The following is a 14,921-nucleotide window of genomic DNA, read 5'->3' as shown; positions in this document are numbered from 1 at the left end:
GCTTTTATCAACAAGGTATGCGGGCCGCAACCCTTATACAGTCTATCTCGTAGACCTCTTTGTCACCCCCCCAGCTTTTTTTCACCGCAGATGATGGCAGATAAACACAGATTAACGCAGATGAATTAGAGCGATTCCGGTTGCATCATCCGTGATTGTTGAACGAATTTCAGGGACACAGAATTTGCCTGTGTCCCTAATGTTTTAACTGAAATTGGCGATGGTAATTTGGTTAGCTGTCACGCCATTGATAGCAGCTAAAATTTCACTATTTTCTGTCAAGCTAATTAACGTTGCAGTGTTGCTAGGGATAATAGAAAGTTGCGAGAAGGTTAAATTGTCGGCAAGGGCTAGGAAGTCGATACCGGCTTCAAAATCAAAAATGATATCGCTGCCAGAATTGGCTGAAATTAAGAAGCGATCGCTCCCATTTCCTCCTATCAAACTATCATCGCCGTTTTCACCGCTGAGAAAATCAGATCCGTTACCGCCCAGCAGAATATCGCTAGCTTGACCGCCGTAAAGACTGTCATTGCCTTCACCTCCACTCAAGCTATCTTGACCGCGATTTCCAAATAGGATATCTTCCCCATTATTGCCCAACAAATTATCGATTTGTTTGCCGCCGTAAACAGTGTCATCGCCGTCGCTACCGTCGAGGGAATCATTGCCTTGATTGCCGTGTATCCAGTCGTTGCCACCCAAACCGCTGAGAGTATCATTGCCGCGTTTGCCGGCCATTGTATCGCTGCCACTGTCGCCGGAGAGGCTGTCGTCGCCGTCAGTGCCGATGAGATTGGAGTTAGCTGCGATCGCATCTATTTCTCCTTCAATCACCGCAACAGCAGGTGTATCGGGCAATGTCGTTTGTTGAATTTTGGTATCTAAGGCAGTACCGGTATTTTCGGCAATAACTTGGGCGATCGATTTCGTACCTGTACCGGCTGCTTTTAAGTCTTCAGAGGTTGCGCCTAGGGCTACTTTTTGCACGCGGGCAACTTCTCGGTTAATTGAAGCTGTTGCTGTGTTGGATACAACTTGGTCAATGCGCTGATTTGCTTCGGCCATTACCTTAGCTGCATCGGGGGCAATTTGCAACAATTGCTGAGTGTTTAAATCCGAGTCAAATTGTTGCGCTGCTGTGACGGCGCGATCGACAATTGTTGCTAACTGGTTTGGATCGCTGAGATTAAGAGTTGTCCCCGATTGAATTTGTTGAACGATCGCACTTACAACTGCTTTTACGCTGTCGGTATTGTCCAGAATCGACGCACCGTCTATTAAAGCAGCAGTTTGGGTAATGACGTTTTGTACCTTGACCATTGCAGTCAAAGTTTCTACTCCACCAGCGATCGCGTTTTCGGTAGCTGCGATCGGATCTAAGTCAGTGATGTCAACATTAGCGGGAATTGAAAGAGCAGATTTGACGAGAGATTCGGCGCGATCGCTGTCAATTCCTTTGTCAATTAAATCTGCTACTAAACTGGTTAACAGGGTGACAACAGTAGCGTAAGGCGGAGCAGTGACAGGCGTTTCCAAAGGCAAACCAGTTGCCGTATCAATGCCGCCAAAAGCAACAATATTGCCTTCCTCTGGATCGAGTTCGCCATTTTGATTTTTGTCGAAAATGTTGGAGTCAAGATCGAGATCGAATTCCCCGTTATCCGCAGTAGTAGCTGAAGGTTCGCTAGCATCAAGTACCCCGTTCTTGTTAGCGTCAAAAAAGACAGTAGCACCAGCGATATAACCGTCAATCACAAAACCGGCGAGGCCATAACTCTTGAACCGAATTACCTCGCTAACACTCGCGCCAGATTCATCAGTTCCCGTTACTTTTAACCAATAGTCAAAAGTTGACGGGCGAGTTGGGTCTAAATTGATAGTACGGGCAGCAGAATTAAAAGTTAGCCAGGAAGGCAAAGGAATTTGCGGGAAACTTGAATCGGCATTTGGTTGGCGATACAAACCGCCATTGAGATCGGTTTCCCAGGTAAATGCAGATGAACTTAAATCGCTCAAATTTGCCAGGGCGATCGAATAATTAATGCTGTCACCCGCATCGGGATCGGTGTCAGTATTGGCAGCTAAAGTAAAGGTATTTCCCGCCTGAGAAAAACCCAGCGCCGCGCTTTGGGAAAACACCGAACGATTCACAACTGGCGGACGGTTGAAAGCCTTGCGAAGATTTAAACGTCCTCCCGTAGCAGTCCTTCCTGCAAGTGAAGGCAGCAGGTCAACATTTGACAGAAGAGAATTTTTCAGTTGAGTGACAGTCAGGGTCGGATCTTGAGCTAATAGCAGCGCCGCCGCACCTGCTACGTGGGGTGCAGCCATAGAAGTTCCGCTAAAAACATCGTAGTTATTACCAGGAACTGTGCTCAAAATGCTGCTTCCGGGCGCACCTAAGTCTACGGTAGTAGCTCCAAAATTGGAGGAACTCCACAAACCATCATTACGGTTGGTTGCCGCCACTGAAATGACATTGGGCAGATCGAAGTTAGCAGGGTAAAAGCGATTGCTGTCATTATTGTTCGCATCATTACCTGCTGCTGCGACGAAGATAATGCCAGCATCATTGGCATCTGCGATCGCATCATACCGAACATCTGTAAGCGGGTCGAAATCAGAAGGACGATAACCGCCAGCGCTGTAGTTGATTGCGTCCGCACCCTTATCAGTAGCGTAGCGGATGGCTCTGGCAGCATTAGCTACCGAACCTGTGCCACCCGCACCGATAAATTTCAAAGGCACGATCCTGACGGTGTGATTAATGCCTGTTATGCCAAGACTGTTATTGCCAACAGCACCGATGGTGCCGGCAACGTGACTGCCGTGGTCATTATCATCCATCGGATCGCTGTCGTTGTTAGCAAAGTCATAGCCGCGCACATCATCTGTGTAGCCGTTGCCATCATCATCAATACCATTGCCGGCAATTTCCCCGGAGTTAGTCCACATATTGGCAGCCAGGTCTTCGTGATTGTAGTCCACGCCACTGTCCACAACGGCGACGAGGACACTGCTGCTACCTGTTGCGGTGTCCCAAGCTTCCGGCGCATCAATATCGGCATCTGCTGTTCCGCCATCGGCTCCTGTATTATTCAAACCCCAAAGTTCGCTCAACAGGGTATCATCCGGCACTGCGTTGATAGATTCCAGATAGTTCAGTTGCACGGCTTCTATTCTGAAATCTGAAGCTAAGTTTCTCTGAATTTGCAACAAGTCTGCATCAGTCGCAAACTTGACGACTCGCCACCGATCTAATCGGCGAGGTGTTGAGCTTAACTGTTCGGTTGGGGGTACTAGATTTTCAATCTCGATCGCTCCATTAAACTGAAAAGCACTCTGGATTGCCTCGTTTCCTGCACCTTGTTTGAGTTTTACCAAAAGTTCGCCCGGTTTATATGCGACGCCAGTTGCGCTATCTACGGGAAATCCTGTATTGTTGTCGGTTTCGCTGTCGCTATTGGCAACGGTAACATCGGCTGCGTTTAAACCAGAATAGTTGCTGTCATTGCTAACAGCAGGTGTTGTAACAATGCTGTAAGTTTTATTCCCGTCGGCTACAAGGTCATCAACACCTGTTACTGTTACCGTTTGCGGTGAATTCCAGTTAGTTGAATTGAAAGTAAGCGAGACTGGGAAAATAATTCCTTCTGCTGTATTGGAACTTGCTAAATCAATTTTGACATCAGCAGTTGGCGGACTATTTAGTTTGACGGTAAATGTTGCTTTGTCTCCCGATTCAGTAGTGGTTAATCCCGAGGTCAAATTGACCGTAATCCCAGCCGATTTCGCCGGTGGCATGATGATTTGGGCTGGTGTCGGTGTAATTGGTGGTGTTGGTGTCGGTGTAATTGGTGGTGTTGGTGTCGGTGTAATTGGTGGTGTTGGTGTCGGTGTAATTGGCGGTGTTGGTGTCGGTGTAATTGGCGGTGTTGGTGTCGGTGTAATTGGTGGTGTTGGTGTCGGGGTAATTGGCGGTGTTGGCGTCGGTGTAATTGGCGGTGTTGGTGTCGGCGTTGGCGTCGGTGTAATTGGCGGTGTTGGTGTCGGCGTTGGCGTCGGTGTAATTGGCGGTGTTGGCGTTGGTGTTGGCGTCGGTGTAATTGGCGGGGCTGGTGTTGGCGTTGGTGTTGGTGTCGGTGTAATTGAAGGTGTTGGTGTTGGTGTCGGTGTAATTGAAGGTGTTGGTGTTGGTGTGGGCGTTGGTGTGGGCGTTGGTACGGGCGTTGGCGTTGGCGTGTCATTATCGGTAATGGCGACAGTGACAGGCCCGATCGCAATTCCGCTATATTTCCCGTCGGTACTTGTTACCGCGTGATTGATTGTGCCAGTGTGACTACCTTCTACAACAGTGTCATCCGTCGCAGTCAAAGTTACAGTTTGGGCAATATTCCAATTAGTGCTGTCGAAGGTGATGGGGGCGATCGCACTTATTTGATTCCCCCCGTCAAAGCTGACTGTTACCTGCGCTGTTGGCTGCGAATTTAGCTGAAGTGTATAACTTCCCGTTGTACCGCCTTCTGCTGCTGTTGTACTGGCGGGATTAACGGTAACGCCGACTGTATCGCTGTCGCTGTTAGTAACGCTGACATCGGAGGGATTGAAATTGTTGTAATTGCTGTCTGTACTAACAGCAGCCTCAGTAACAATAGTGTAAGCAATATCACCGTCAGCGATATTGTCGCCAACACCTGTCACCGTTACCGTCTGCGCCTGATTCCAGTTATTGGGAGTGAAACTTAAGGTATTAGTAGAAACTGTTCCTTCTGCAGGATTGGAACTGCTTAAAGCTACCGTAACAGGTGCCGTAGGTTGAGTGTTGAGGACAACACCCAAATTAGCCGTACCTCCCGCTTCTGTTGTAGTTAATCCTGCTGTGGGATTAACGGTAATGCCGGGAGTTTCGTTGTCGCTATTCGTAACGCTGACATCGGCAGGATTGAAATTGCTGTAATTGCTGTCTGTACTAACAGCAGCCTCAGTGAAAATAGTGTAAGTTTGAGTGCCGTCAGCAATATTGTCGTCAACGCCTGTTACCGTTACAGTTTGTGGGGCACTCCAATTGGCGGGAGTGAATGTCAGCGATGGTGTAGAAACTGTTCCCTCGGCAGCATTGGAACTGCTTAAGCCAACAGTCACGTTAGCAGTTGGTTCAGAGTTGAGTTGGACAGTAAATGTTGCTGTTCCTCCTGCTTCTGTTGTACTTAATCCGCTATCGGGATTGACTGAAATTCCAGCAGTGTCGTCATTAATAATCGTAGTTGTAGCGGTAGCAGTACCAATTGTCGAACTGCCGCCGGGAAAACCGCCATCAGGCAATGTGACGGGATTTGATAGAGTGACGGTAATAGTTTCGTCTGGTTCAACGCTACCATCACCCAACACATCTAGGGTGACAGTTTTCGATGTTTCGCCAGAGGCAAAATTAATCAGGCCAGTCGTACTTGTTGCGCCAGAGGTGCCGCCGATATTGTTGTAATCGCTGCCGTTGGTTGCAGTGCCACCAATTGCATAATTGACAGTACCTCCTGAATCAGTACCGCCACTGCGACTAACAGTAAATATCAGCGGATTTGTGCCGGAGTTGCCTTCAGGAACAGTACCAGCACTAGCACCAACTGTGTAAATAATCGGATCGTTAGCAGGAATTGTTAAGGTAGTTTCAGAGATTGTACCTGCAAACCCTCCCCCTCCCGGACTCGTACCAAAACTCAAGACAACTGCTTCATCCCATTCTGCAAGGTTGTCTGGTTTGATAGTGACAGCTAGATTTTGAGTGGAACTGCCGCTACCTGCGGGGAAAGTAAGGGTATTAGTAGAAAGAGTATAGTCAGAACCTTGAAAAGCTTTTACGGTACCAGGAGGAACATCTAAAACAGTTGCGATCGGTACAATCAAGTCTGTAAATCGTAAACCGTCTTCGACTGTCACAGGAATATTAACAGTCGCATCTGCGTCTCCTTCAAGACTGCTGTACGCAGAATTAGCAAAACTTGCTTTCAATAGCACATTCAACAGAATTGAAACTCTGTTACTGTTGGTATTTGCGACAGCAATATCTGGTCTGGTATCAGAGTTAAAATCTCCAACCGCGATCGCGCTAGGACTGGTTCCCCCAGTATTATAATTAAACGGCCCGTTAAACGTTCCTTGACCGGTGCCAGTTAAAATTGAAACATCATTAGAACTGACGTTCGCTACAGCTAAATCGGGTTGACCGTCAGCGTTGAAATCACCAACGGCAATATCCTCAGGACTTAATCCAACATTAAAGTTAGCAGGATTGCTAAAGGTGCCTTGCCCTGTCCCTGATAAAATTGATACGTTCTGACTGCCTGCATTGGTTACAGCCAGATCTGATCTGCCGTCAGCGTTAAAATCTCCAACTGCGATCGCGCTGGGACTTGTGCCGACATTCCAGTTGGTTGGATTGCCAAAAGTGCCTTGACCAGTACCGAAAAAAATAGAAACGCTGTTAGCCGGATTCCTGTTAGTGGCAACAACATCTAGATTGTTGTCGCCGTTAAAATCTCCGATGGCGATCGCTAAGGGGTTGGTTGCAGTCCCCACATAGTTGAAGTTACCAAAAGTTCCTTGACCATTGGCTAAAGCAATAGAAACTTGGTTGTCTTCTGCCACAACTAAGTCAGCCAAGCCGTCTTGATTAAAATCTCCCGCAGCGAGCGCCTCTTTAGTGATGCCGGGGCCAAAGTTGTTAGGATTGCTAAAGTTGCCTTGACCTGTTCCTAAAAAGACATACACCCCTCCTCCTATATCGCCGCCAATCGCTACCGATACAGCTAAATCGGGAAGCGAATCCCCATTAAAATTCCCCGCCACAATACCGCTGGGAGATCCTGCACTCCCCAAGGTCAAGTTAGTAGCAGTTCCAAAATTACCTTGACCTGTTCCCAACAATATCGACACACTGTCAGAACTTCTGTTAGCTACGGCTAAATCGGGAAGGCCATCTCCATTAAAGTCCTGGCTAACAATAGCTGTAGGGAGATTTCCTGTTGTCAAGCCAGTAGGTGTTTGTTTAAACGTATTGAGGACGTGGCCGTAAGCTGCGATCGCTTCTGGCCCAAATGCAATGCCAGCTTTGATTGTCCCCGCTGTCACTGTTAATTCCCAGTCGCCGCCTTTTTCTGCACAACCTGTCAGATTCTCAGAAGCAGCAACACTTGCCCCTGTTAGTTGACTCAAACGCTGTACAAATGCTTTGCCTATATTTCCTTGGCCAACATTACAGCCGTAGAGGATAATTTCGGCATTTGGTGTCAGCGATCGCGCCCATGCTTGGACTGCTTGCACGAAATTACTGGCGCGATCGCTCAAATTTTTCCAACTCAATTCAACGTTCCCCAGTTGCACGCAGCCTGGGTGCCCGTGGGCAATAATATGAATTATTGAAAATTGCTCTCCCTGCAAAGCTTCGGCAATTTGTTCGAGGCCGTTGCGGTTTGACTCTAATTTAATTACCTCGGTTTCAGGGATAACGCCGTCGATTAAGATTTGAGGGTCGGGGACGGCAGCATCGATAAATGCGATCGCTTTTGTGGAAAGTGGAGTTAGTGAGTTTAACATGACACACCTGGTAAGATTAAAATAGGATATTAGGATACCCTATGACTTATGTTTTTGTTTAGCAGCTATCCAAAAAATATTTATTTTTCCCACTTTCGTTATCAAAAATTCATATAAGTTTTGATAACTTAACCAACTATATAATCATTAATTTTTAACATATCGATGATGTACGGAGGCCACTCAATCTTGTTGCATCCAGACAGATAGTCCTGGACGCACTGCGAGACTCAGAAACCAAGTTTTTTACCGAATCTGAGGGCGAGAATGCGTCTTCTCATACATCAAACCCGGTTTCTCAACTCCGATGCGTCCACGACTAATGGAGATAGTCAGGCGGTTTTTAGTATCTCTGCGGAGAGTCAAACAAGGTTTACAAGCAATCCCTCGCTGGTCGCGCCAGCCGAGGGCGCAAGCGAATCGCGCCCTATTCCTGAGACGATCGCGTAATATCATCGACGACCGATCGCCTATATTTATTTACAAGTGCCAGCGGGAAGCTCGCGATCGTTCAAAAGGCGGGTTAAATCTGCAACAGCGTTCCCAGCGTACAAACGTAAAATACATAAAATGTAATACTTACTGGTATTTTACAGAACAATCATGCACAGACGAGTTTTCCAGATTGCTATTGTACTTTTCCTCCAAGTCGTCCTGGTTCTAGGCGGGTGGGCCCAGCCTGCCGCGGCGCTGACTCCTGAACAACAGCTATTGAGCGAAGCTTGGCGAATTGTCAATCGCTCTTATGTGGACGACAGCTTCAACTCTCAAAACTGGTGGTCGATTCGCCAAAAAGCTGTCAAGGAACCGCTTAACGACAGACAGCAGACTTACACGGCGATTCAGGGGATGCTGGCGAAACTTGACGACCCGTTCACTCGACTGCTGAAACCCGAACAGTACCGCAGCTTGCAGGTTAACACTTCGGGAGAATTGACTGGTGTGGGGCTGCAAATTGCGATCGACCCCGAGACAAATACCCTCACAGTCGTGGCTCCTTTGGCCGGCTCACCGGCGGATAAAGCTGGCATCCAACCCCTCGATCGCATTCTGAAAATTGATGGCACTCCTACCTCAGAATTGAGCCTAGACGAAGCAGCAACTCGAATGCGCGGCCGCATCGGCACTGCCGTTACCTTGACCTTGGGGCGCGAGGGAAGGGACGTTGCTGAGGACATTGAGCTAGTGCGCGATCGCATTGCTCTGAATCCGGTTTACGCCGAATTGCAGTCGGGTTCAGAAAATTTGCCGGTGGGCTACATTCGCTTGAGTCAATTCAGCGCTAACGCCACTGAGGAAGTCGCTCACGCGATCGACCGCTTGGAAAAACAAGGAGCCGCCGCCTACATTCTCGACCTGCGGAACAACCCGGGCGGACTGTTGCAAGCGGGGATTGAAATTGCCCGCCTGTGGCTCGATTCCGGGACGATCGTCTACACGGTGAACAGACAAGGAATTCTCGGCAGTTTTGAAGCCTCTGGACAAGCCCTAACTAACGATCCACTGATTGTTTTGGTGAACAAGGGAACTGCCAGTGCTAGCGAAATTTTGGCGGGTGCGCTGCAAGATAACGGCAGAGCTCAACTGGTAGGAGAAAATACTTTTGGCAAAGGGCTGATCCAGTCGCTGTTTGATTTGTCTGACGGTTCCGGGTTGGCCGTGACTGTTGCTAAGTACGAGACACCGAACCATAAAGATATTAACAAGCTGGGGATTGCGCCCGATCGCGTAGTGCCTTTGGAACCTATCGCGCGCGATCAGATTGGCACCGAAGCAGACTTGCAATATCAAGCTGCACTGCAACTACTGAAAGAAAAAACCGTGCTGGCAAAGTCAGTATAAGCCGGAGTTTGAAGTTTTGAGCTTGCAGCAGGCGTCAATACACAGGTCTAAGTCTGTCTCTGCGTTTCCTTCGCAAGGACAGACAACAATGATCCTAAAAACTCTTTAACTCAAAAGTGATATCACGTCCGACAGATTCATCTGTCATTGTTCGCTGTGCGAAGCAATGACATAAAAGAATGATGCACATCGGACGTGATATCCAAACCCAAAACAGCCGTTTCCTTAAGGTTGCGGGGTTGATTCCTCGGCGTCGGGTACCTCGGCTTCTTGCAAAATCACCGGACGCTGCTGCGGGTCACCTTGGTTGCTTTGCTCTTGCATCACAGTTTTAGCAAGACTAGGGTCAAAGTAGCGGTTAAAGTCCGATCGCGACTGATTTACTCGCCCTTGGGTAAGATTGACTTCAGCTTGGATTTCGTGCAATTTTTCTTGCACCGCCCGGTAGTGAGGCCAAAGCTGAAGCAAAGCAGAAGTGGCACAGACTGAAAGTACCATGTTGACTGCCAACTTGACGCCTGTTTCGGCCGCGAGGGTTTGGTGAGGGTAGGAACGCTGGCGGCTGCTGCTGCGACCAGGAGTAACCCGAGGGGAGTTTTTTACAGGACGCAGTGGGGTAACGGTGGGTTGAATCGCTTGCATAATTTTTTTTCAAATACCTGAGACTGACGTTTTAGAGTTCAACAGAGCAAATTCTGAGCTTAACGCACACTCGCCGCTGTTAGTCAGGGTGCTGACAGCCAAAATTGTTGAGACAAAGGTGACGCCTGAAGACGGAATTTTCCCATAAAAATGCCTGCCCTTGCAGTCTCGTCTTGCTGAACACAAACAATCTACTGCACTGGGGCAGCAATTGTCTGTATCTGTAATGCGAGAGATTTAACTGCTCAGGCAGGCGTTTTGCGGTTCGCAACTGGTGTCTGGAAACTATTTGTACAGTTCAGTTGACAGCCGGAAAGCCAAGATTCCGGGAATCAAAGCAATTACGAGCGCTACGTAGACTTGGGTATCTGTTAAAGACATATTCGCAAAACTCCTTTTCGCGGGGACGAGCTTTCACCAATTTGAGACAAATTGGCGCTTTTGGGAATCATTTGTTACAACTTGCAACACAAATGCTGCCTCCGGGAAGGAGTTGCCCAGTGCCCCTGTGCCCCTGTGCCCCTGTTTTTGAGTATCGGAGGGGAGAATTTTTCCTTGTTTCCTGGGACTGCTTGCTTAGGACGTTGTTCGGACGATCGCCTCCCACAGAATTACCGCGTTAGGTTAAGATTTAAGTGAAGGTGACACTAATGTTAGACAGAGCGGGTAATTTGCGCTGCGCTCAACCCTTGCAAATTTTAGGTGCACAAAATAGTTAATGCTAGATCAATTTCTCGACGCTTCACCCAATTTTGGAGTTGACGGCTTTTTATTATTGTTGGTTTTGGTGGCTTTGGAAGCTGTACTTTCGGCTGACAACGCGATCGCCCTGGCGTCTATCTCTAAAGGTTTGGAAGATGCCAAGCAACAGCAAAAGGCTCTCAACGTTGGTTTGATAATTGCTTTTGTACTGCGGATCGCCCTAATTTTAACAGCTACTTGGGTGATCCAATACTGGCAGTTTGAGCTGCTTGGTGCTCTCTACCTGCTGTGGCTTGTTTTCCAACATTTTACTTCAGAGACAGACTCCGAAGGAGAGCATCACGGGCCCAGATTTGCGACTGTGTGGCAAGCAATTCCCATGATTGCTTTTACGGATTTAGCGTTTTCCTTGGATAGCGTTACTACGGCGATCGCTGTTTCTGATAACACTTTTATCGTCGTAACAGGCGCTACTATTGGAATTATTGCCCTGCGATTCATGGCCGGGTTGTTCATCCGCTGGCTGGATGAATTCGTTCACCTAGAAAGTGCTGGTTACATCACAGTTGGGTTCGTGGGAATGCGGTTGTTGGTGAAAGTAATTAATCCAGATTTAGTTCCTCCGCAATGGCTGCTAGTTTCCAGTATCGTCTTGATGTTTGTCTGGGGATTTTCTAAGCGTACTCCTGAGTCAGTCGAGATTGCAAAATCTCTAGAAATGGCTCTGAATCAGCCGGATTCAGAAGTTGCTGTGCGAGAATCACAAGGACAAAAGTCCGAAAATTAACATACTTTCATTTGAATAAAATTAGCTTAAATCTGTCAAACCAACAAGATTGAAGGCTGGTCAAAATGTGCCAAAGCCTTTCATACCGGTGACGTTAGTCCGGGGATGAAAGGCTTTTATTTTTTGGTAATATTGTTTCTTTCACTAGCAGATCGAACTCATTGGAGTACAATTAAGCCTATGGGAAGACAGTTATCAAAATCAGACTCAGCAATGGTTAGACTGGTGGGATAGCGAGGGGAATTGGTGGCTGAGGGGGTTGGCGGCATATTGGCGATCGCAGGCGATCGATCCGGATCTGATTTGAGCCTTGGTGGTGGCTGTATTGTTTGAGGCTTTAGGGAAATAAGGCGGGCGAGGGGAAGAGGTTGTAGGCGATCGCGTTTCACCTGTCGGTAAAAAATGTAACCTTCCGGTTGAGCGGCTGCCAGAAAAATTCGCAATGCACCAGAAATCTGAGTCAATCCACTCCCACAGAGATGTGATACGTCAGTCACCTACAAGTTCATTAGGAATCAATACAGGATTACGGCTCTTCCGAATTCTCTCAGAGCCGCCAAGACTAAGATTTTGTTCGGCTTTAATAACCCTAAGCTGCGCCATTTTATGATGATATCGTCGAAACTTATCCTTTAACTGTTGATCAATCATAGTTGTTTGAAACTGGGAATCCTGGGACATTAACAACATTTCAGGTTTTATTTCAATATCATTAGCGCCAATAAAAGTGTTCACAAGAACCTGAAATGTCAAGGGTTTTTTATGGTCAAGGTGGCTCTCATAAATAGCTACTTTATCACCAGTAATATCGCATTCAACTCTTCCATCCTGATCGGCAAACTTTTCAAAGAATCTTTTTTTAGTTAGCCGCAGATCATCTTGAACAGCAGCACGGCAGGCTTCTAAAAAATCTTGCTCAATAGACTTTACTTTAGCAGAAATCGCTGTGCGATAAGAAAAATCCGTTCGAGAGCCATCTGTTCTTTCTATCCAAAAGCAACTTGTCGGCATATCTGTTCTATCTTTGTACAAACGTTTTACCCCACATCCAATCTTTTTATCTGCTTCAGGATGGCGCTCCAGAAGAGCCAGTAACATATCGCGATCGTCACCTGCTATGGTTTGACCATTTCGATAGCGCTCCAACATATTTCTGAAATGCTCAATAGCATCTTTTTGGAATTTGAACTCTATTCCCTTGAGAACAATTGGTTGCCTTGCCATTTAAACTCCCTACCAGTTTTCTATGACGTATAACTTAAATTGTATCGCAGATGTGTTACCCTAGATCATAATAAGCGATATCTGCAAGACATAGGAGTTCAAAAAGTCCCTGCTTATCTCTCCTAACCTCAATTCTCGAATGTCGAATGTCTAGACGCGATAATTTACACTTCTCCCTACGTTGCACCCTCGAAAAAGACGGGTGGACAATTACGGACGATCCTTTAGTCTTAGTGTTAGAACAGACACTTTTGAAAGCCGACTTAGGAGCAGAAAAGTTTTTTACTGCGGAAAAAGAAGGGCAGAAAATCGCTGTTGAAATCAAAGACTTCGATTCACCCTCAGTCATCAGTGAACTGGAAAAAACGATGGGACAGCTTCAGCTTTACCAATGGGCATTGGAAGGGCAAGAGCCGGAGCGTCAGTTGTTTTTAGCTGTGAGCCAAGCGATATACATTAAACACTTTCAAAAACCGATTTTTCAGTTAGCCGTCCAGCGAAATAAAATTAACTTATTAGTTTACGAACCAAATCAAGAGGTGATTCTCCAATGGATAACTCACTAAGCTATGCAGACATCCTCAAAAAAACCCTGCAAGAAGCAACTCGCGCCCAACCCCGTTTACAAGCGATCCAGCTTTACCCCGTCTGTGATGTCGATTCGGGTCAGTTTCTGATTCTGGCTACAGGCTGGGATAAACAGCGCTGGATTGACACGATTCTGTTTCATGCTCGTTTAGTCCATAATCAAGTTGTAATTGAAGAAGATAACTTCGAGGAAGGTCTAAGCCAAGCGCTGATTGCAGCGGGTATAAAAGCAGAGGATATCGTGACTAGCTCCTTCCCTGACAACAGCGATAGACAGAAAACCTATCAGGCAGTATAAGGAAGAAGGAAGAGGGGGAGACTGAGAGACGAGAAGAGGGGGAGGATTTTTTCCCAATTAGCAATTAGCAATTAGCTATGGCTTAGACTTACCGACAAAGAAAGCTAAGGGAGAATTATCACCACAAGATAACCGAACTTTAGAACCAATGGGAAAAACATTTCCTGTGGTTGTAAGTGCATATAACTTTTCGCCAGACGGAGTTTTTAAACAATAACGATTTTCTCTGCCTAAAAATTGGCGATCGCAAATCACAACAGCCGAATCTTCATCTAAGAATAAACTTAAATCTTCCTGCCGGATCATCAATTCTCCTTCAGTAGAAGCATCACAAGGAACCTTTACAAATGAATCTCCTTTAACAGCAAAACAACCTACTTCTGTTTCCCAAAAATCTTCCTTTAGCGATGCAGACACAAAATTAGCTTGCGTCACAAACTCAGCCACAAATCGAGAGGCTGGTTCTTGATAAACTTCCTCTGGAGTGCCAAACTGTTCTAATTTGCCTTGACGCATCACCGCTACCCAATCTGAAATCGAAAGTGCTTCTTCGCGATCGTGCGTGACAAATACACCAGAGGTTCCCGTTGCTTTGAGAATCTCGCGGACTTCCTGACGCAATCTTAACCGTACTTGTACATCTAAATTACTCAACGGTTCATCTAGTAAAATAATCGCAGGTCTAGGGGCTAAAGCACGGGCCAGGGCCACTCGCTGTTGCTGACCCCCCGATAATTCATGGGGATAACGGTTTTCCAATCCTTCTAATCCCACCAGCGCTAATGCTTCGGTGACACCTTTCTGAATATGATGCTTTGACTCTTTTCCTTGATGCGTCAAGCCAAAAGCTACATTTTTCGCGACTGTCAAATGGGGGAAAAGTGCATAGTCTTGAAACACCATACCAATGTCTCGCTGTTCCGGCGGGACTGACATATTAACACTGGCTACAGTTTTTCCTGCTAAAGCGATCGTCCCTGCTTTTAGCTGTTCAAAACCAGCAATTAACCGCAGCAACGTTGTTTTCCCACAACCCGATGGCCCCAACAACCCCAGTATATCTCCTTGATGTAAGGTCAGGGTGACAGATGCCACCGCAGGTGATGCTGCTTGGGAATACTGTTTTGTTACACCATCCAAATGCAGAATTATCGGTCGAGCCATTATTGCTATAAATAATCAACAACTTACTATTCTACAATATACCAGTTTAGTGAGATTAATTATCAGAAAGGCTTGACAAAT

Annotated in this window: 10 protein-coding genes; 4 read left to right on the top strand and 6 right to left on the bottom strand. The window is 46.8% G+C overall.

The genetic code is table 11. The annotated features are described in order from the left end of the window. Positions 1-204: 204 nt before the first annotated feature. The gene (locus QUA77_RS12760) at positions 205-7,593 is read right to left on the bottom strand and encodes a S8 family serine peptidase (RefSeq protein WP_333450388.1); all 7,389 of its coding nucleotides are present in this window, start codon (positions 7,591-7,593) and stop codon (positions 205-207) included. Positions 7,594-8,196: 603 nt separating this feature from the next. Between QUA77_RS12760 and ctpA the strand changes: the two genes are divergently transcribed. After that, positions 8,197-9,435, top strand: coding sequence for a carboxyl-terminal processing protease CtpA (gene ctpA, locus QUA77_RS12755; protein ID WP_333040993.1), 1,239 nt, complete (start codon positions 8,197-8,199; stop codon positions 9,433-9,435). A gap of 225 nt (positions 9,436-9,660) precedes the next feature. On the opposite strand, the gene QUA77_RS12750 is transcribed toward ctpA, so the two are convergent. Further along, positions 9,661-10,077: a slr1601 family putative cell division protein gene (locus QUA77_RS12750; RefSeq protein WP_333040994.1), complete on the bottom strand. Its 417-nt coding sequence runs from the start codon at positions 10,075-10,077 to the stop codon at positions 9,661-9,663. Between the two features lie 285 nt (positions 10,078-10,362). Further along, on the bottom strand, positions 10,363-10,458 hold the full coding sequence (gene psaM, locus QUA77_RS12745; RefSeq protein ID WP_015174804.1) for a photosystem I reaction center subunit XII: 96 nt from the start codon (positions 10,456-10,458) through the stop codon (positions 10,363-10,365). A 337-nt stretch (positions 10,459-10,795) separates the two neighbouring features. On the opposite strand from psaM, the gene QUA77_RS12740 reads away from it, so the two are divergent. Continuing rightward, a complete protein-coding gene (locus QUA77_RS12740) occupies positions 10,796-11,566 on the top strand; it encodes a TerC family protein (RefSeq protein ID WP_333040995.1) in 771 nt (256 codons plus the stop codon). Positions 11,567-11,724: 158 nt separating this feature from the next. On the opposite strand, the gene QUA77_RS12735 is transcribed toward QUA77_RS12740, so the two are convergent. Beyond that, positions 11,725-12,030 (bottom strand): hypothetical protein, encoded by a 306-nt coding sequence (locus QUA77_RS12735; RefSeq protein ID WP_333450385.1) that lies wholly within the window; start codon positions 12,028-12,030, stop codon positions 11,725-11,727. Between the two features lie 25 nt (positions 12,031-12,055). Then, complete coding sequence (locus tag QUA77_RS12730; RefSeq protein ID WP_333450383.1) at positions 12,056-12,790, bottom strand: DCL family protein; 735 nt, start codon at positions 12,788-12,790, stop codon at positions 12,056-12,058. A gap of 146 nt (positions 12,791-12,936) precedes the next feature. On the opposite strand from QUA77_RS12730, the gene QUA77_RS12725 reads away from it, so the two are divergent. Then, positions 12,937-13,356, top strand: coding sequence for a XisH family protein (locus QUA77_RS12725; protein ID WP_333040998.1), 420 nt, complete (start codon positions 12,937-12,939; stop codon positions 13,354-13,356). After that, on the top strand, positions 13,341-13,676 hold the full coding sequence (locus tag QUA77_RS12720) for an element excision factor XisI family protein (protein ID WP_333040999.1): 336 nt from the start codon (positions 13,341-13,343) through the stop codon (positions 13,674-13,676). Before QUA77_RS12725 ends, QUA77_RS12720 begins: the two co-directional genes overlap by 16 nt. A gap of 75 nt (positions 13,677-13,751) precedes the next feature. Here the strand turns inward: QUA77_RS12720 and QUA77_RS12715 are convergent, their stop codons facing one another. After that, entirely contained in the window at positions 13,752-14,840 is a 1,089-nt protein-coding gene (locus QUA77_RS12715; RefSeq protein ID WP_333450381.1) for an ABC transporter ATP-binding protein, read from the bottom strand. Positions 14,841-14,921 lie beyond the last annotated feature (81 nt).

It is taken from the genome of Microcoleus sp. K5-D4, from assembly GCF_036704575.1.
Lineage (GTDB): Bacteria > Cyanobacteriota > Cyanobacteriia > Cyanobacteriales > Microcoleaceae > Microcoleus.
Note: the sequence above shows the minus strand (reverse complement) of the source record. Positions and strands in the feature narration are given on the sequence as shown.

Bases quoted from the DNA above. Each gene is read 5' to 3' on its own strand.
- QUA77_RS12715 (WP_333450381.1), bottom strand. From the start codon at position 14,840: ATGGCTCGACCGATAATTCTGCATTTGGATGGTGTAACAAAACAGTAT.
- QUA77_RS12720 (WP_333040999.1), top strand. From the start codon at position 13,341: ATGGATAACTCACTAAGCTATGCAGACATCCTCAAAAAAACCCTGCAA.
- QUA77_RS12760 (WP_333450388.1), bottom strand. From the start codon at position 7,593: ATGTTAAACTCACTAACTCCACTTTCCACAAAAGCGATCGCATTTATC.
- QUA77_RS12740 (WP_333040995.1), top strand. From the start codon at position 10,796: ATGCTAGATCAATTTCTCGACGCTTCACCCAATTTTGGAGTTGACGGC.
- QUA77_RS12725 (WP_333040998.1), top strand. From the start codon at position 12,937: ATGTCTAGACGCGATAATTTACACTTCTCCCTACGTTGCACCCTCGAA.
- ctpA (WP_333040993.1), top strand. From the start codon at position 8,197: ATGCACAGACGAGTTTTCCAGATTGCTATTGTACTTTTCCTCCAAGTC.
- QUA77_RS12750 (WP_333040994.1), bottom strand. From the start codon at position 10,077: ATGCAAGCGATTCAACCCACCGTTACCCCACTGCGTCCTGTAAAAAAC.
- psaM (WP_015174804.1), bottom strand. From the start codon at position 10,458: ATGTCTTTAACAGATACCCAAGTCTACGTAGCGCTCGTAATTGCTTTG.
- QUA77_RS12730 (WP_333450383.1), bottom strand. From the start codon at position 12,790: ATGGCAAGGCAACCAATTGTTCTCAAGGGAATAGAGTTCAAATTCCAA.